The organism is Salinarimonas soli (assembly GCF_008386575.1).
In the GTDB taxonomy this organism is placed as follows: Bacteria; Pseudomonadota; Alphaproteobacteria; order Rhizobiales; family Beijerinckiaceae; genus Salinarimonas_A; species Salinarimonas_A soli.
Genome location: NZ_VUOA01000005.1, coordinates 154,927 through 172,361, shown reverse-complemented (window position 1 = coordinate 172,361; position 17,435 = coordinate 154,927). Strand labels below are relative to the sequence as shown.

Below are 17,435 nucleotides of genomic sequence, written 5' to 3'. Positions count from 1 at the left end.
CCTCCCGATTGCGAGCGATCGACATCATGTCCAAGATTACCCCGACCCTCTGGTTCGACAAAGCCGCCGAGGAGGCCTCCGCCTTCTATGTGACCCTCCTTCCCGACAGCCGCATCGAGTCGATCAACCGCTCGCCCGCGGACCCCCCATCCGGCCCGGCCGGCTCGGTGCTCACGGTCATCTTCCGCCTGGCCGGGCAGCGCTTCTGCGCTCTCAATGGCGGGCCCCGGTTCCCGCAGACGGAAGCCGTATCGTTCATGATCGAGACCGACGATCAGGCCGAGACGGACCGTCTGTGGGACGCGGTCACGGGCGACGGCGGGCAGGCTGGCCCGTGCGGCTGGGCCAAGGACCGTTGGGGCGTCTCCTGGCAGATCACGCCCAAGCGCCTGCTGGCCCTCTTCAGCGATCCCGATCCGGCACGCGCCAGAGCCGCGATGGGGGCGATGATGAGCATGGGCAAGATCGATATCGCAGGGATCGAGGAGGCCGCGCGCAAAGCCGTCGCCGCCTGAAACGAGGGCCATAGCGCGCGGCCTGTTTCGAACGCTCGCCGGGCCGGATCTGCCTGAGCGGATTTCGGCGCGCCGGCATATGCGCGGATAAGGGCGTGCATGCGGGCGCGGCCTCGCCTAGCCTTGGGCCCTCGAGTCCCCCGGCTGCTCCCATGTCGACCTATCCTCGCACCTATTATTCCGCCACGCTCGGCGATGCTCCCCTTCGCGATCCCGTGCGCGGCCGGCATCAGGCCGACGTCGCCGTGGTCGGGGCGGGTCTCGCCGGGCTCACCGCAGCGCTCGAGCTCGCTCGCGCGGGTCAGTCCGTCATCGTCGTCGAGGCCGAGCGGGTCGGCTGGGGCGCGTCGGGCCGAAACGGCGGCTTCGTGGGGCCGGGCTACGCCACCGGCCACGACCAGATCGCCCGCATGGCCGGCGAAGAGAACGCGAAGACCCTCCACCGCCTCTCCATCGAGGGCGTGCGGATCGTCGAGGAGAACCTGCGGGAGATCCCGATCCCGGAGGCGAGCCCCGTCTCCGGGCGTCTCAAGGTGCTGCGTCATCCCGGCGCGTCGGATCTGGCCCGCAGCCGGGACCGGCTTGCCCGGGATTTCGACTACCCTGTCGAGGTCGTGCCGACCGAGCGGGTTCGGGAGATGCTCCGCTCGACCAAATACTTCGAGGCACTCTACGACCCCGGCGCCTTCCACTTCCACCCACTCCATTATGCGCATGGGCTGGCCCGTGGGGTGGAGGCCGCGGGCGGCCGCATCTTCGAAAGTTCGCGGGTCGTCGAAGCCAGCCTAAACGGGCCGGAGAAGCGCCTTCGCACCCGGGACGGCGAGATCCGCGCGCGTGACGTCGTCCTGGCCGCCGGTGGCTACGCCGACCGGCTCGTGCCGCGTTTGCGCCGCAGCTTCCTGCCGATCGCGACCTACGTGCTTCTCACCGAACCCGCCCGCGAGCGGATCGCCGAGGCCGTTCGCACCCCCTTCGCGATCAGCGACGAGCGGCGGGCCGGCGACTATTACCGGCTCGTCGACGGGGGCGAACGGCTGTTGTGGGGCGGGCGGATCACGACCCGCACCTCCGAGCCGCGGCGGCTTGCCGAGATGCTGCGGCGAACCATGGTGTCGACCTATCCGCAGATCGAAGGTCTGCGCGTCGAGATTGCCTGGTCGGGGCTGATGGCCTATGCGCGCCACCTCATGCCCCTCGTGGGACGGCTGCAGCCGGGCGTCTGGCACGCCCTCGGCTTCGGCGGCCACGGGCTCAACACGACCGCCATCGCTGGCCGCGTGGTCGCGGAGGCGATCATGGGCCGGAGCGACCGCATCCGCCTCTACGAGCCCTTCGGGCTCGCCTGGAACGGCGGGCCGTTCGGGGTCGCGGCCGCGCAGCTCACCTATTGGTCCTACCAGGCCGCCGACCTCTGGCGCGAGCGCCGCGCCGCCACCCGCTGACGCCCTTTCGGAGATCCGCCATGTCTGAGAATCCCGGCACGACCGTGTTCCGCAACTGCGACTGGCTCGTCGCGTGGGACGAGGCCGAGCGGACGCAGGTCTATCTGCGCGGCGCCGATCTCGCCTTCTCGGGCGACCGGATCACGCATGTCGGAAAAGGCTTCGACGGAAAGGCGGACGCCGAGATCGACGCCGGCGGTCTCATGCTGCTGCCGGGCTTCGTGAACGTGCACAGCCATCCGGGGCACGAGCCGGGCTGGAAGGGCATGCTGGAGGAACTCGGAAGCCCGCGCCTGGGGCAGAGCTCGCTCTACGAGTTCATGCCCGTGTTCCAGGTCGGCCCCGAATATGCCCACCATGCGCGGCGCGTCGCGGTGGCGGAGCTCCTGAAGAGCGGCGTCACCACGATCTGCGACCTCGCCTATCCGCGGCCGGGCTGGGTGGAGGACTACGAGGAGACGGGCATCCGCGCCGTGCTCTGGGCCATGTTCCGCTCAGGGCCCTGGGGCACGAAGAACGGGCACTCGGTTGAGTACGACCTCGACTTCGCCCGCGGCGACGCGGCCCTGCGGCAGGCGGCCGAGCTCACGGCGGAGATCTCGCGCCATCCGAGCGGGCGCTTCACCGGCCTCATCGGCCCAGCCCAGATCGACACGGTGAACGAGGCCCAGATCCTCGACGCGCTCGCGATCGCGCGCGACCGCGGGGAGCCGATCCAGATCCATGCCGCGCAGAGCATCGTTGAGTTCCAGGAGATCGTGCGGCGTACGGGCTACACGCCCGTCGAATGGCTCGACCGCATCGGGGCGCTCGGGCCCGACACGGTGATCGGCCATTGCATCTTCCTCAACGACCACCCTTGGATCCACTTCCCCCAGGCGAACGACTTCGAGCGGCTGCGCGACAGCGGCGCCCAGATGGCCCATTGCCCCGTGGTCTTCGCCCGGCGCGGCATCGCGCTCAACACGCTCGGGCGCTACATGGATGCGGGGATCCGCTGCGGGATCGGGACGGACAGCTTCCCGCACAACATGCTCGATGAGCTGCGCATGGCCTGCTACGCGGGGCGAGTCGTGGCAGGGAGCTACACGGCCTCCTCGACCCACCACGCCTTCACGGCCGCGACCGTCGGCGGCGCGAACATCATCCGCCGCCCGGATCTCGGCCGCCTCGCCGTCGGCGCCAAGGCCGACATCACGGTCGTCGACATGACGAACCCCTACATGCAGCCCGACTACGATCCGCTCCGCAGCCTCGTCTACTCGGCGAACGACCGCGCAGTGCGCGACGTCTACGTGGACGGGCGGCAGGTGGTGCGGCGCGGCGAGCTCGTCACGTTCTCGATCGAGGAGAACATCGCGATGCTGCGGCGCGGTCAGGCGGAGGTGATCGCCGGCGCTCCCGGCCGCGATTGGGCCGGGCGGAGCCTCGACCAGCTCTCGCCACGGGTCTACCCGGTGCGGGAATGAGACGGGCGCCCCTCGTCCGGATGGGAGCGGGATCACGACGGAAGGTTGGCTCGGAGCCCCACCTTGTCATCCCCGGGCTTAATCCGGGGACCCAGACCTACGGCTCGACTGGATGGCTGGCTCAAGCCGCGCCATGACAAGCGGAGGGGGCACGCTAGTCGTAGCCCATTCTCCGCCGCCGCTCCAGGAAGCGGCTATACGCGCCCATCCCGTAGGAGAACACGAAGTACACCGCCGCCGCGAACACGTAGCCCTCAATGACGGCGATACCCTGCCAGTCGGGGTCGCGGAGCGCCGAGCGGACCGTGTCGAGGAAGTCGAGGAGCCCCACGATGATGACGAGGGTGGTGTCCTGGAAGAAGCCGATGAATGTGTTGACGAGCGGTGGGATGACGATCTTGAGCGCCTGCGGCAGGACGATCAGGCGCATTGACTGCCAGTAATGCAGGCCGAGCGCTCCGGCTGCCTCGAACTGCCCTCTCGGGATCGCCTGGAGCCCGCCGCGCACAGTCTCGGCGATGTAGGCCGCCGCGAAGATGATGATCGCCACCTGCGCGCGCAGGAGCTTGTCGATGGTGACCCCCTCGGGCATGAACAGCGGCAGCATCACCGTCGCCATGAAGAGGATCGAGATCAGCGGGACGCCGCGGATCACCTCGATGAACACGATCGATAGCACCCGGATCGCCGGCATCTTGGACATGCGCGCGAGCGCCAGGAGAAGTCCGAGCGGGAAGCCGAGCGACAGGCCCACGAAGGCGAGCATGAAGGAGAGCGGCAGGCCGCCCCATTTCGTGGTCTCGACCCGGGGCAGGCCCAGGACGCCGCCATACAGGAGCACGCCGATCACGGCGACGGCGCCGGCCCAAAGCCCCACGAGCCGACGGCTCCAGAAGCGGGGCATCATGGTGACGCCGCAGGCCGAGAAGAACACGAGCAGGGCCGCGAGCGGCCGCCAATGCTGGTCGTAGGGGAAGTAGCCGAAGACCATGAATCGCAGCTTCGTGGCGAGGAACGGCCAGCAGGCGCCCCCTGCCCTGCCCTTGCAGGCCTGCGGCCCGCCCTCCGTGATCGCGTTCGTCACGCCCCAGCGATAGGCCGCGGAGAGCGCCCAGAGGAGCAGGGCGAGGCAGACGGCCGTGATCACGGCATTGACGGGCGTCCCGATGAACGGCCCCAGACGCCTGCGCCACGTGGCGCTCGGGCGCGGGCGTCGGAGCGGGGCCTGGGCGGCCTGAAGGGCGGTCGTGGTCACCGGACGCTCCTTGAGGCTGGGATTGCGGCTGTCGAGGGCACCTAGCGCTCCTTGAGGGCGACGCGGGCGTTGTAGCGGTTCATGCCGAACGAGATCGTGAGCGACAGCCCGAGATAAACGAGCATGAACAGCGCGATCGCCTCGATCGCCTGGCCCGTCTGGTTCATCGTCGTGTTCGAGACCATGACGAGGTCCGGATAGCCGATCGCGATGGCCAGCGAGGAGTTCTTGAACAGGCTCAGATAGGTGTTCGTCATCGGCGGGATGATCACCCGCAGCGCCTGCGGCAGAACGACGAGCCTCATGGCCCCGTTGTCCCGCAGCCCCAAGGCGCGCGAGGCCTCCCACTGCCCCTTGCCTACGGACTGGATTCCACTGCGGACGATCTCGGCGACGCCCGCCGAGGCCGAGAGCGACAGGCCGACGAGAAGAGCGGTGAACTCAGGGGTGAGATGCAGGCCTCCGCTCAGCCGGAAACGCCCCTTCTCGGGCCAGTTCACGGCCATCTCGGGCTGGAGCAGGAGGCCGGCGACGACGGGCGGGACGAGGAGCGCCGCGAGGGCCAGGGGCCAGGCCGTCCCCTCGCGCCCCGTCGCGACGCGCCGGGCCCGCGCCCGCCTCACGACGAGGACGGCGGCCGCAATGCCGGCGAGGAGCGCCAGAAGGACGCCCGTATGGGCAGGGCTCCAGCGGAGCGCAGGGACCGTGAGGCCGCCGTTGCTGAGATACACATACGGCAGAGGCTGAAGGGCGTCGCGCACGTTCGGCAGGATCGCGACGATCAGCGCGTACCAGAGAAACAGGTAGAGGAGCAGCGGCACATTCCGCAGCGCCTCGACATAGGCCAGCATCAGCCACGACAGGAGCGGGTTTGAGGACATTCGCGCGATGCCGACCACCGTGCCGATCACGGTCGCGAGCACGCAGCCGATCGCCGAAACCCAGACCGTGTTGAGGATGCCCACGAGCAGCGCCATGGCATAGGTGTCGGACGGCTTGTACTCGATGAAGGCCTGGCTGATCGTGAAGCCCGCCTCGCGCCCGAGATAGCCGAAGCCCGTCGCGATGTTCTGCTCGGCGAGCTTCGCCGACATGTTGCCGAACAGGTAGAGCCCCGCCAGCACGACGGCCGCGACGGCGAGCACCTGGTAGAGGATCGCCCGGACGCGCACGTTGTAGACGAGGCGCAGGAGGGAAGCGTCGTGGATCGTGGGCACGCTCAAGGGCGAACCTCCGCGGTTCGGGATGGGACCGGGCGGGTACGCCTGGAGCCCAGACGCCGGGGAGCCATCGGCCAACAGGTGGACCCCGGGTCGGCGCTGCACTCAGGTGCAGCTTGTCCGGTGCGGTGGCGGAGGGCGCGGGAACCCTCGGCGCCAGCGCACCGGACGGCTGCGCGCGTCTAGCGGAACGGCGGCGTGTAGAGGAGGCCGCCCTCCGTCCAGAGCTTGTTCGGACCTCGCGTCATGCCGAGCGCGGTCTTCTCGCCGAGATTGCGCTCCCACATCTCGGCATAGTTCCCGACGCCCTTGATGGCGTTGAGGGCCCATTTGTTGTCGAGGCCGAGCGCCTTGCCGAAGTCGCCCGTGACGCCGAGCATGCGCTGCACCTCGGGATCCTGCGACTTCGTCTGCTGCTCGACGTTGTCGGAGTTGATGCCCTTCTCCTCCGCCGCGATCAGCGCGTTGACGGTCCAGCTCACGATGTCGCGCCAGTTGGCGTCCCCCTGCCGGACCACCGGCGCGAGGGGCTCCTTGGAGATCGTCTCAGGCAGGATGACGAAATCGTTCGGGTTGTTGGCCACGGCGCGAACGGAGGCCACGTCGGAGCGGTCGGACGTGATCACGTCGCAGCGGCCGGAGAAGAAGGCGTTGCGCCACTCGTCCGTGCTCTCGAAGACCACGGCTTCGTACTGGATGTTCTTCGGGCGGAAGTAGTCGGCGAGGTTCTGGAGCGTCGTCGTGCCTGGAAGCAGGCAGATGGCTGCGCCCTTGAGCTCCGCCGCGCTCGTCACGCCGAGCTTCTTGTGCACCATCAGCCCCTGGCCGTCATAGACGACGGTCGGGCCGAAATCGAGACCGAGGGTCGTGTCGCGGGTGAAGGTCACCGTCGTCTGCCGCGAGAGGATGTCGACCTCGCCGGACTGGAGCGCCTGGAAGCGGACGTTCGTGTTGAGCGGAATGAAGTCCACCTTGCCCGGATCGCCGAACACCGCCGCCGAGACGGCGCGGCAGATGTCGACGTCGAAGCCGCGGCGCACGCCCTTGTCGTCGGCGAAGGCGAAGCCTGCCGATGAGGGAGAGACGCCGCATAGGAGCTTGCCGCGTTTCTTCACGGCATCGAGGGTCGATTGGGCGGAGGCCGGTGCCGCCGTGAACGCCGCGAGGCCGAGGACGAGGCCTGTCGCGAGCCACCGGGTCAAGGAACGTGACATTGTCTTGGTTCTCCCCTGGCAAGGCGCTGCTGTTCCGCAGCGTCGTCCCGGAGCGTAGACCAGCGTTGCGCCGCCCGACAAGCAGCGCTCCAGGCTCTCCAGCCTGGAATTCAGGCGGCGGAGCGTCATAAAACAGGCGTTCGGACGTGTCGTGACCGTCCATGCACCCATCGCAATGCCCGGGGCTGGATGTCGGGCCGCCCATGTTCATGCTAGGCTTGGCCGATCCGCCGGGAATCGTCGCCTCCTGCCGTGATCGCCCGCCGGACCTCTCTCTCGCGACCCGTCAGGCCGGATGGCACAATCGACCGAATTCGCCACTCATCCGGCCCGGGCCCGCGTCCTCGCCGAGCTGCATGCCAGACCGGTGGTCCCGGTCAGGACCCCGACCCGCATGCTGCAATACGCCTTCGCCACCAACGCCGAGGCGTCGGCGCGCGACAGGGCCGCCCTGGCCCGGTTCTGCGAGGGCAACGGCGTCCGGCCGCCTGCGCCCGATGCCCGCTATGCGAGCCTCGCCTTCTCGGGCGGCACCCTGCGCTGGGAGAGCCACGCGGAGTTCACCACCTATCTGTGGCGCTTCGACGAAATGCCGGAGCGGACGGCGGCACCCTTCCAGCCGCCGCCCGACCAGCTCGCCGGCGTGATGCACGCGCTGCCCCAGCCCGGTCCCCTCCTCGTTGCCGTGGATCTCCACCTCCTGCCTCAGGCGGCGCTTCCCGACGATCCCGGCGCGCTCTTCGGGGACGGCGGCGTGGTCGGCTCGGTGGTCGCGGACGGGGCGGCCGCGATCGCGACGGATTTCGGCACGGATCCCCGCGGCTTCGTGCGCATCCTCGTCGCCGACTGCGGCCTCTCGGCCGGTCAGGCGGGGAGCCTCGTCCAGCGCCTGTTGGAGATCGAGACCTACCGCTGCTTCGCGTTGCTTGGCCTTCCCGAAGCCCAGACGCTGTCCCCCCGCATCGGGCGCATCGAGCGGGCTCTCGCCGAGATTCTCACCCAGATGGGCGCGAGCGAGGGCTATGAGGCGAACAAGCGCCTGCTGGACCAGCTCACGGCGCTCGCGGCCGAGCTGGAGGCGGACGCGGTCGGCAGCCTTTACCGCTTCGGCGCGACGCGCGCCTATCGCGAGATCGTCACCTCGCGGCTCGCGGCGCTCAACGAGCGGCCTCTCACGGGCGTCCCGACCTGGTCGGACTTCCTGTCGCGGCGCCTCGATCCCGCCATGCGTACCTGCACCTCCACCGAGGAGCGGCAGGCGAGCCTGTCGCGCAAGCTCGCCCGCGCGGCGCAGCTGCTGCGCACGCGGGTCGATCTGGAGCTTGAGCTCCAGAACCGCACCCTGCTCGCCGCCATGAACGAGCGGGCGCGCACGCAGCTGCGCCTTCAGCAGACGGTCGAAGGGCTCTCGGTCGCGGCGATCTCGTATTACGTCGCCAGCTTGGCGCATCTTGTCTTGGAGGGTATCCACGAGGCGGGGGCTCCCATTGATCCGTCGATTGCGACGGCGGCTCTGGCGCCGATCATCGTTCTGGGCATGGCCTGGCTCGTCCGCCGCGTCCGCCGCAAGCACGCGGCCGATTGAGAGCGGAGCGCGGGACGGTGACCGAACGGGATGACCGCATCGTGCGGCCGAGATCGCGCGCGCCCCACGCGGCATCGGAGCTCGGGGGCGTCCGCTACACGGCGGCTCCCCGATAGGGAACGGTCCGGAGGTGCGACAGCGGTGCTGCGGCCTTAAATCAGCTGCTACGGCGGAGCCTCTGCCTCCGCAGCGCCCGCACGAGCCGGATCATCGGCGGCACGGCGGCCAGCCCGAGGACAGCCCCGTGACCGATCCCACGCCGTCATGCCCCGCGCGGTCCCCTGCCCCGTCCGCAGCCGTCGCTCAGGCCGGCTCGGACATCGCGATCTTCGTCCTCGACGCGGAAGGGCGGGTCACCACCTGGAGCGAGGGCGCCGAGCGGATGACGGGGTGGAGCCACGACGAGATCATCGGGCGCTCCGTCGCGATCTTCTACCCGGAGGAGGACGTGCTCCTCGGGCGACATGAGCAGGAGCTCGGCGCCGTCCAGCGGCAGGGACGGTTCGAGGACGAGGGCCGCCGGCGGCGCAAGGACGGGTCGTCCTTCGTGGCGCAGGTCACCGTGACCCCTCTCCACGCGGACGGGCGCCTCGTCGGCTTCGCGAAGGTGGTGCGCGACGTCACCGAGCGCGTCGCGGCCGAGGACGCCCTGAAGAGCAGGGAGGCGCATCTGCGCTCGATCCTCGAGACCGTGCCGGACGCGATGATCGTCATCGACGAGGCCGGGCTCATGCGCTCGTTCAGTGCCACGGCGGAGCGGCTGTTCGACTACACGGCCGCGGAGGTGGTGGGGCGGAACGTCAGCATGCTCATGCCCGAGCCGTATCGCTCGCAGCATGACGGCTACCTGCACCGCTATCTCGCGACGGGCGAGCGCCGGATCATCGGCATCGGCCGTGTCGTCGTGGCAAGCCGCGCGGACGGCTCCACGTTCCCCGTCGAGCTCGCGGTCGGCGAGATGCGCTCGGGAGGCGAGCGCTACTTCACGGGCTTCATCCGCGACCTCACGGAGCGCCAGAAGACGGAGACGCGCCTGCAGGAGCTTCAATCCGAGCTCGTGCACATGTCGCGCTTCACGGCCCTGGGCGAGATGGCTTCGACCCTCGCCCACGAGATCAACCAGCCCCTCACGGCGATCGCGAACTACCTCAAGGGCTGCCGGCGCATCCTGGAGCGGATGGAGGGCGCGCAGGTTCCGATGCTGCGCGACGCGGTCAACGAGGCGGCCGAGCAGGCGCTGCGCGCGGGCCAGGTGATCCGGCATCTGCGCGAGTTCGTGGCGCGGGGCGAAAGCGAGCGGCACATCGAGGATCTGCCGAAGCTCATCCAGGAGGCGAGCGCGCTCGCCCTCGTCGGCGCGAAGGAGCGGGGGGTGCGCGTCACGTTCCGCCTCGACCGCTCAGCCAATCTCGTCCTCGCCGACCGGATCCAGATCCAGCAGGTGCTCCTCAACCTCATCCGCAACGCCATCGAGGCCATGGAGGGCTGCTCCTTGCGGGAGCTGGTGGTGGAAACCGCCATGGGCGCGGAGGGCTTCACGCAGGTGAGCGTCCGGGATACCGGGACGGGTCTCGCCGAGGACGTGGCGCGCCAGCTCTTCCAGCCCTTCGTGACCACCAAGGCTCACGGGATGGGAGTGGGGCTCTCGATCTGCCGCACGATCGTGGAGGCGCACGGGGGCAAGATCTGGGTGGATTCGCAGCCGGGACAGGGGACGACGTTCCATTTCACCCTGAGGGCTGTCCGTGAGGAGGAGCTGGCCGATGTCGGGTGAGTCCGTGGTTCATGTCGTCGACGACGACGTCGCCGTCCGCCAGTCCCTGTCCTTCCTCCTGGCTTCCGACGGGCTCCCGGTCCGCCTGCACGAGTCGGCGGACGCGTTCCTGGCCAAGGTGCATGACCTGTCGGCGGGGTGCATCGTCACGGACGTGCGGATGCCGGGCATCGACGGGATCGAGTTCCTGCTGCGCCTCAAGGAGCGCGGAATAGGCCTTCCCGTGATCGTCATGACGGGTCACGCGGACGTGCCGCTCGCCGTCGAGGCCATGAAGGCCGGAGCCGTCGACTTCATCGAGAAGCCCTTCGACGACGACGGCTTCCTTGCCTCCGTCCGGGCCGCTTTAACGCGTCAGGAACGGACCGCGCACCAGGACGCCCGCAGCAGCGAGATGGCGGGCCGCCTCCAGAGCCTGTCGGAGCGCGAGAGGCAGGTGCTCGACGGCCTGGTCGCGGGCAAGGCGAACAAGGTCATCGCCTACGATCTCGGCATCTCGCCGCGGACCGTGGAAATATACCGGGCCAACGTGATGACGAAGATGCAGGCCAAAAGCCTCTCCGAGCTTGTCCGCATGGCCCTGACCGCGGGCCTTCCATCGGCGAGCGGCGCCTGAGGGCGTCGGAGCGAGCGCCGGCGCCTTCAGGCGTGGCGTCGAAGGCGCCTCGCTGTCCAGGGCAGGTTCCCGCGCTCGGACACCTAAGGTCAATCCCGGAATATGTGACAGTGCGGCTTAAGGGCATAAGAGAGCGTGTTCCGCGGATCGGGCGACCGGCTGCGACACGGCTCGACAGGATCCCCGCCATGCCTCCGACCCTGGGATCGGTGATCGTCGTCGATGACGACGACGCCGTCCGAAACTCGCTGAAGTTCGCGCTGGAGCTCGAGGGCCTGTCCGTGCGCGCCTATGGCGGCGGAGCTGAGCTTCTGGCCGATGGCGACGTGCCTGAGGGTTCCTGCCTTGTCGTCGACTATAACATGCCGACGATGACCGGCATGGAGCTCGTGGACCGCCTGCGCCTGCGCAACGTCTCGATCCCGGCCATCCTGATTACCGGCAATGCCAGCGACGACGTGCGCCGGCGAGCCAAGCGGGCCGGGTTCCTGAGGGTGCTGGAGAAGCCGCTCGACGATGGTTCGCTCCTGGAGACGATCCGCGGCGCCCTCGCGCCCGCGTGAGCCTGACTCTCATGGTGCATTCCGGTCCGAGGATCGGTCAACGAGTCCGGGCCAAGGGACGCGGCAGCGAGATGCTCGCCGCTCGGCCCGCTTCCGTCCGGAGCGTCGCCAGCAAGGTCGCCTTCCCTCCCGGCCGACGGCGACCGGGTTCCTCCTGTTCGCATGTCGGGAGAGGGTACCCCGGCCTGTCCCGCTTCAAGGCGACTGGCCTCGATACCGCAGCCCTCGTTCAGGCGGACTGCGCGAGGTCGGGGCGGTAGAGGAGCCCGGCGCGCAGGCTGTCGGCGATGCGGTGGGCCTTGACGATGAGGGGCGCTGCGGCGTCGAACCGTAGCTGCTCGGCCGCCGTCTCCTCGAACAGGGCAAGCCAACGCTCGAAGTGTCGGGGCTCGATGCCGATCCCCAGATGCGCCCCGAACGGATTGCCCTTGTAGCGACCCGAGCCGTGCATCACCGATGTCCAGAAATCGTGGATGCGCGCGAGATGGCCCGGCCACGCCGCGTCCGGGATGCCTGCGAAGATCGGGCTGAGCGTCTCGTCCTGGCGCGCTCGCTCATAGAAGGCCATCAGGAAGGTGGAAAGAGCTTCGTCGGTCAGGCGATCGGAGCTGTGGGTCACGGGATCTCCGGGGCGGAGCGGTGAGGGAAGATCAGTTCGTGCGGAACGCGACCGGATCGTCGGTCGAGGCAGGACAGGAGCGCAGCGAGCAGGTTGGTGCGGATCGAGCCCGGCCGGCCCGGCAGATCGACGACGAGCGCGCCGCTCACCCGCCCCCGGCGCCATGCATCGCGCCGCTTGTAGGCGCCCGCGTTGATGCAGATCAAGGTCTTGCCTCGTCGCGCCGCCTGTGCGGTTCGGCCTTAAGCGAAGTTCCGGAGATTTCGCCGATGCGCCGCCGGGATAGACCCGCGGCGAACCCCTCGCAGCCTCTCCGGCTGATCCGCTCGAGGCACGTCGTGAAGGAGATCAGCATGGCGAACGACGCCCGAGAGCACCTCCCCTCCGGCGCCGGTGAAGTCGTCAAGGCCTGACCCCGGTCCGGGGCTACCCGCGGCCCCGTGCCTTGGGGGTTCCTCCTGTTGGCGTTCGCCCACATCCCACCCAACGGCGATTTCGTCTCCGTCCTCCTGTTCGGCGGCATGGCGGCGCTCGCAGGCCTCGGGCTTCCGCTCCTCGATCGAAAGGCCCGCCGCCGCCTCGGCGAGAGCGCCTGGCGCGAGGCGAGCGGGGAGAGCCCCGCCCTGCCCTTCGGCTCCGTGCACTCCCGATCACGCGTGGGATGGCGATGGCGGCCCCTCGCCGCCTGCGCAGCCGTCGCGCTCGCGCTCTACGTCTGGTTTGTCCTCCAGGGCCATGAAGCTTTGATCGGGGTCGATCCCCTCGCTGGCTTCAAATTCTGAGGCGCCGCCGCGCCGGCTGATCGGATAGCCGACCATGCCGTCCCATGTGGCGCCGTATCAGCCATGCAGCCGAAGCAGGGGAGCCTCGCCGCGGTCGCGGTTGCGCACGGCGGACGGACAGGCCAGCTATTCCACACAATAGATGACGGTTGAGACGAGATTAACATGTTAAGAACGTGGTTTAGCGTGCCGCTTTGGCAGAGAACCGCCGCAGGCTTCCTCCTCGGCATTCTGGCAGGCGTCGTCGTCGGTCCGGCGTCGGCCGTGTGGTTCAAGCCCTTGGGCGATCTCTACCTGAACCTGGTGCGGATGGTCGTCGTCCCGCTCGTATTCTTCACCATTGCCGCGAGCGTCGCCACCCTCGCGCAGGCCGGCAACGTGGCACGGCTCGGGCTGCGAACCCTCGCCTGGTTCGTGATCACCTCGTTGATCGCGGTGCTCGTCGGGTTCGCGTTCGGGCACCTCGTCAATCCGGGTCTCGGCTTGTCCAACCTTCCCCTGGGCGAGGTGAGGCCACGGGCCATCCCCTCCCCGCTCGAGGTGATCATCGGCATCGTGCCGACGAACCCGGTGAAGGCCTTCGCCGAGGGGAACGTGCTGCAGATCCTGTTCTTCGCAGGCCTCGTGGGCGGCGCGCTCGTGGCTCTCGGCGACAAGGCGGCGGAGGTCCGGCGTTTCGTCGATGGGGGCGCGGCCGTGATCTTCCGCATCACGCGCTGGGTGCTCCAGCTCACGCCCATCGGCACCTTCGGCCTCATCGCCTGGGTCGTCGGGCGCTACGGTCTCGCCTCGCTCGCCCCTCTCGCGAAGTTCATCCTAGCGATGTATCTCGCGTGCCTGTTCCACATCGTCGTGGTCTATGGCGGTCTGATCAAGGCGCACGGGCTGAGCGCCGGGCGGTTCTTCCGGGGGGTGCTACCGGCCCAGCAGATGGCCTTCGCCACCTCGTCGAGCCTTGCGACGCTGCCGATGACCCTTCGCACAGCGGTGGAGCGTCTCGGCGTCCCGCAAGCCTATGCGAGCTTCGCGGTCCCGCTCGGCGCGAACGTCAAGATGGACGGCTGCGGCGCCATCTATCCCGCGATCGCCTCGATCTTCATCGCGCAATATTTCGGGCTCAACCTCTCGCTGACGCAGTACGTCCTGATCGGCCTGAGCGCTGTGCTGGGCTCTCTGGGCACGGCCGGCGTGCCGGGCACGTCCATCGTCATGCTGACGCTGACGCTCAACACCGCCGGCCTGCCGCTGGAGGGCATCGGCTACATCGTCGCGATCGACCGGGTGGTGGACATGATGCGCACGGCCACCAACGTGACCGGCCAGGTGCTCGTGCCGGTGCTCGTCGCGAAGGAAGAGGGTATCCTGGACGAGGCCGTCTATGGCGGCACGGGCCAGCCTGCCCGCGAACCCGCCCTCGCTCCAGCTGAGTGAGCCCGCGGCACATGGCAGGATCGCCGCGCCAGGTGCCGCCCAGACCGAAACAAGGAGAGTGCCCATGCGCGCCGTCGTGATCACCCGCTTCGGCGGTCCCGAGGTTCTCGAATTGCGCGAGCTCGACCGCCCGCGACCCGGGCCCGGCGAGGTGCTGGTGCGGGTCGTTGCATCGGGCACGAACCCGGTCGATGCGAAGATCCGGCAGGCCGGTTCCTGGGCCGGGATCCCCTTCCCCGCGGTGCTCGGCTACGACGTGTCGGGCGTGGTCGAGGAGGTCGGCCCTGGGGTGAGCGGCTTCAAGCTGGGGGACGAGGTGTTCTACACGCCGGAGATCTTCGGCAATCCTGCCGGGAGCTACGCCGAGTACAACGTCGCGCCCGCAGGCATCGTCGCCCTCAAGCCCTCCAGCCTCTCGCATGTCGAGGCCGCGGGCGTGCCGCTAGCCGGCGGGACCGCTTGGGAAGCCGTGATCCGCCGGCTCTCCGTCCGCCCGGGCGAGACCGTCCTCATCCATGGCGGCGCGGGTGGCGTCGGCTCCTTCGCGATCCAGTTCGCGAAGGCTGCCGGCGCGCACGTCATCGCGACCGCGAGCGCGGCAAACCAGGCTTTCGTGCGAGAGCTTGGCGCCGACGTGGCGGTCGACTACCGTGCCTCCGACGCCGCGGCCCGGATCCTCGCCGAGGCAGGTGGGAGCGGGGTCGACGCTGCGTTCGACACGGCCGGCGGGAACGTGGCGCTGAGCATCGCGGTCACGCGACCGTTTGGCCGCATCGCGACCATCCTCCCGCCGGACGGCGACTTGGGCGGGCTTTATACGAAGAACCAGACCCTGTTCGGCACCTTCCTGACCCGCGAGGCCGCACGTCTAAACGAGATGGCGCCCCTCTTCGATCGCGGGCAGGCCCGGGTCCTCGTCGACGAGGTCCTGCCCCTGGAGCAGGTCGCTCGCGCTCACGAGCGCCTCGATTCCGGCCACGGCCGCGGCAAGGTGATCCTGTCGGTGACGGCGTAGGGCTTGGGCCGGCGCGCCGGAGGCCATCGCTGACAGGGCGCCCGTTCGACGCTAGACGTCCGGTGGCACCATGGAGGTTGCGGAGACCGGCCTGATGCAGCGGGAAACACGACAGACCCGGATCCGGCTTGCGCCCAGATTGCGCATCCTGACCTGGTCGGCAGCGGCGATGGTCATGCTTCTGATCGTCCTTGCGCGGGCGACCGGAACCCTCGGCGGGTGGAGCGGCTTCGACGTGATGCTCGCCGCGGCGCTCCTGCTCGCGACCTGCCTCATCGTCGAAGTCGCCGCGCGGACCGCGCCGAACCGCTCCTATCTTGCCGGCGTCGCGACAGCGCTCGTGGCGGGCGTCGGCCTCGTCGTCGTCAACGGCGCGGTGGGGCTCATCGGCGCGGAAGACCAGGTGCACAACCGGGTGTTCCTGGGCGTGACCCTCGTTGCCCTCACGATTGCTGCCCTCACGCGCGGGCGGCCGCCAGGGATGGTGCGGGCGATGAGCGCAGCGGCTCTCGTCCATGTCGCCCTCAGCGCCTTCCTCCTCGGCACAGCCGGCAGCACGGGCATCGAGGCCGTGGGGCTTTCGGTCTTCGCGGCATTCTGGCTCGCCTCGGCGTGGCTCTTTCGGCGCTCCGCCGTCAGGGCGGATTGACCCCCGGCGTTGACGGCTGCCGCCTGCCCGTTAACGTCGACTGATCGTGCGGGCAGCACGCCGGATGCGCGTCGGAAGGTGGCGAAGATGGTGCACGAGCGATGACGTCGGGCGACATGCTCATCACGGAGGAAAGCCTCCTGTCGATCGCGCGCGAGATCCTGCTGGCGGCGGGATTCACCGCAAGGGCGGCGGAGCTCACCGCGAGCCACCTCGTCGTCGCCAACCTCATGGGGCACGACTCGCATGGGGTCGGGATGCTTCCGGCTTATGTGCGTAACGTTCTCTCGGGCGACCTGCGCCTCGGCGCTGCGCTTGTGACGGTGCTGGACGAGGGTCCGCTTCTCATCCTCGACGGCGGCCACGGTCCCGGGCAGGTGATGGCACACGATGCCGTCGCGACCGGGATTGAGCGCGCGCGGCAGACGGGGCTGTGCCTCGTCGGCTTGCGCGACAGCCACCACATCGGCCGGATCGGCCATTATGCCGAGCAATGCGCCGGCGCCGGCATGGTCTCGCTCCATTTCGTGAACGTGGTCAGCTCCCCGGCCGTCGCGCCCTTCGGCGGCGATCGCGCGCGGCTCGGCACCAATCCGGTCGCCATCGGCATCCCGCGCCAGGACGCCGAGCCCATCGTCGTGGACTTCGCGACGAGCCGCTGGGCTGTCGGCAAGGTGCGGGTCGCGCAGAACGAGGGCCGGCCGGTGCCGCCCGGCACGCTTCTCGACGCCGCCGGGCGGCCGACCACCGACGCCGGCGCGCTCTTCGCCGACCCACCGGGGGCGCTCCTGCCCTTCGGCGAGCACAAGGGGTGGGGCCTGGCGCTGGCCTGCGAGCTCCTCGGCGCCGCGCTCATCGGCGGGCGGGTGCAGGCGGGCCCGCGCACGAGCCCGGCGATGCTGAACTCCATGCTCACGGTGATCATCTCGCCGGAACGCTTGCGGACCGAGGCGGCTTTCCAGGCGGGGATCGCAGCGGTCGTCGCCTGGGCCACCGAGGGCGGCGAGGTGCGCCTCCCCGGCGAGCCGGAGCGCTCCAACCTCGCGGCGCGTCGCGCCGGAGGCATTCCCATCGACGCTGCCACCTGGTCACAGATCCGGGAGAGCGCGCGGTCGGTCGGATCGTCCGTGGCGGACGCGGCGCCGTAGAGCACGCCTGAGTCCCCCGGTGTCGCGCAATGCCGCTGCCCGGGCGATGGGCGCGAGCTACATGTGGGCCAAGGCCGGGCTCCTGTGCCCGGGTGAGGTGCCGGCGGGCCCGCCGAGGGGAGAGCTTCGCCCGGC

Annotated in this window: 16 protein-coding genes and 1 pseudogene; 12 read left to right on the top strand and 5 right to left on the bottom strand. The window is 69.5% G+C overall.

The genetic code is table 11. The features are described from left to right. Positions 1-26: 26 nt before the first annotated feature. From F0L46_RS02125 to F0L46_RS02115, 3 genes are all read left to right on the top strand, one after another. A complete protein-coding gene (locus tag F0L46_RS02125) occupies positions 27-515 on the top strand; it encodes a VOC family protein (RefSeq protein WP_149815374.1) in 489 nt (162 codons plus the stop codon). Between the two features lie 152 nt (positions 516-667). Further along, complete coding sequence (locus F0L46_RS02120) at positions 668-1,960, top strand: NAD(P)/FAD-dependent oxidoreductase (protein WP_149815373.1); 1,293 nt, start codon at positions 668-670, stop codon at positions 1,958-1,960. Positions 1,961-1,980: 20 nt separating this feature from the next. Beyond that, entirely contained in the window at positions 1,981-3,429 is a 1,449-nt protein-coding gene (locus F0L46_RS02115; RefSeq protein WP_149815372.1) for an amidohydrolase family protein, read from the top strand. Between the two features lie 154 nt (positions 3,430-3,583). Here the strand turns inward: F0L46_RS02115 and F0L46_RS02110 are convergent, their stop codons facing one another. From F0L46_RS02110 to F0L46_RS02100, 3 genes are all read right to left on the bottom strand, one after another. Further along, positions 3,584-4,684 carry an amino acid ABC transporter permease gene (locus F0L46_RS02110; protein ID WP_149815371.1) on the bottom strand — a complete coding sequence of 367 codons (1,101 nt, stop codon included), beginning with the start codon at positions 4,682-4,684 and terminating at the stop codon, positions 3,584-3,586. 41 nt (positions 4,685-4,725) lie between these two features. Continuing rightward, positions 4,726-5,901 carry an amino acid ABC transporter permease gene (locus F0L46_RS02105; protein ID WP_240539826.1) on the bottom strand — a complete coding sequence of 392 codons (1,176 nt, stop codon included), beginning with the start codon at positions 5,899-5,901 and terminating at the stop codon, positions 4,726-4,728. A 185-nt stretch (positions 5,902-6,086) separates the two neighbouring features. After that, positions 6,087-7,118, bottom strand: coding sequence for an amino acid ABC transporter substrate-binding protein (locus tag F0L46_RS02100; RefSeq protein WP_149815370.1), 1,032 nt, complete (start codon positions 7,116-7,118; stop codon positions 6,087-6,089). Positions 7,119-7,413: 295 nt separating this feature from the next. Between F0L46_RS02100 and F0L46_RS02095 the strand changes: the two genes are divergently transcribed. From F0L46_RS02095 to F0L46_RS02080, 4 genes are all read left to right on the top strand, one after another. Further along, entirely contained in the window at positions 7,414-8,703 is a 1,290-nt protein-coding gene (locus F0L46_RS02095; protein ID WP_149815369.1) for a DUF3422 family protein, read from the top strand. 244 nt (positions 8,704-8,947) lie between these two features. Then, positions 8,948-10,477: a PAS domain-containing sensor histidine kinase gene (locus F0L46_RS02090; protein ID WP_240539812.1), complete on the top strand. Its 1,530-nt coding sequence runs from the start codon at positions 8,948-8,950 to the stop codon at positions 10,475-10,477. Further along, on the top strand, positions 10,467-11,093 hold the full coding sequence (gene fixJ / locus F0L46_RS02085; protein ID WP_149815368.1) for a response regulator FixJ: 627 nt from the start codon (positions 10,467-10,469) through the stop codon (positions 11,091-11,093). Before F0L46_RS02090 ends, fixJ begins: the two co-directional genes overlap by 11 nt. Positions 11,094-11,281: 188 nt before the next feature. Continuing rightward, positions 11,282-11,656 carry a response regulator transcription factor gene (locus F0L46_RS02080; RefSeq protein ID WP_149815367.1) on the top strand — a complete coding sequence of 125 codons (375 nt, stop codon included), beginning with the start codon at positions 11,282-11,284 and terminating at the stop codon, positions 11,654-11,656. Between the two features lie 229 nt (positions 11,657-11,885). Here the strand turns inward: F0L46_RS02080 and F0L46_RS02075 are convergent, their stop codons facing one another. Continuing rightward, a complete protein-coding gene (locus F0L46_RS02075) occupies positions 11,886-12,275 on the bottom strand; it encodes a group III truncated hemoglobin (protein WP_276315502.1) in 390 nt (129 codons plus the stop codon). After that, positions 12,272-12,481 carry a hypothetical protein gene (locus tag F0L46_RS02070; RefSeq protein ID WP_149815366.1) on the bottom strand — a complete coding sequence of 70 codons (210 nt, stop codon included), beginning with the start codon at positions 12,479-12,481 and terminating at the stop codon, positions 12,272-12,274. The genes F0L46_RS02075 and F0L46_RS02070 overlap by 4 nt, the downstream gene beginning before the upstream one ends. A 231-nt stretch (positions 12,482-12,712) precedes the next feature. Here F0L46_RS02070 and F0L46_RS02065 point away from each other — a divergent pair. The 5 genes and pseudogenes from F0L46_RS02065 to F0L46_RS02045 all read left to right on the top strand — a co-directional run. After that, positions 12,713-13,057: pseudogene (locus tag F0L46_RS02065) on the top strand (NnrU family protein); the annotation flags it as partial. 186 nt (positions 13,058-13,243) lie between these two features. Beyond that, positions 13,244-14,488 carry a dicarboxylate/amino acid:cation symporter gene (locus tag F0L46_RS02060; RefSeq protein ID WP_240539811.1) on the top strand — a complete coding sequence of 415 codons (1,245 nt, stop codon included), beginning with the start codon at positions 13,244-13,246 and terminating at the stop codon, positions 14,486-14,488. A gap of 64 nt (positions 14,489-14,552) precedes the next feature. Beyond that, on the top strand, positions 14,553-15,503 hold the full coding sequence (locus F0L46_RS02055; RefSeq protein ID WP_149815363.1) for a zinc-dependent alcohol dehydrogenase family protein: 951 nt from the start codon (positions 14,553-14,555) through the stop codon (positions 15,501-15,503). Between the two features lie 175 nt (positions 15,504-15,678). Further along, complete coding sequence (locus F0L46_RS02050) at positions 15,679-16,152, top strand: hypothetical protein (RefSeq protein WP_149815362.1); 474 nt, start codon at positions 15,679-15,681, stop codon at positions 16,150-16,152. Between the two features lie 101 nt (positions 16,153-16,253). Beyond that, positions 16,254-17,300, top strand: coding sequence for a malate/lactate/ureidoglycolate dehydrogenase (locus tag F0L46_RS02045; protein WP_240539810.1), 1,047 nt, complete (start codon positions 16,254-16,256; stop codon positions 17,298-17,300). Positions 17,301-17,435 lie beyond the last annotated feature (135 nt).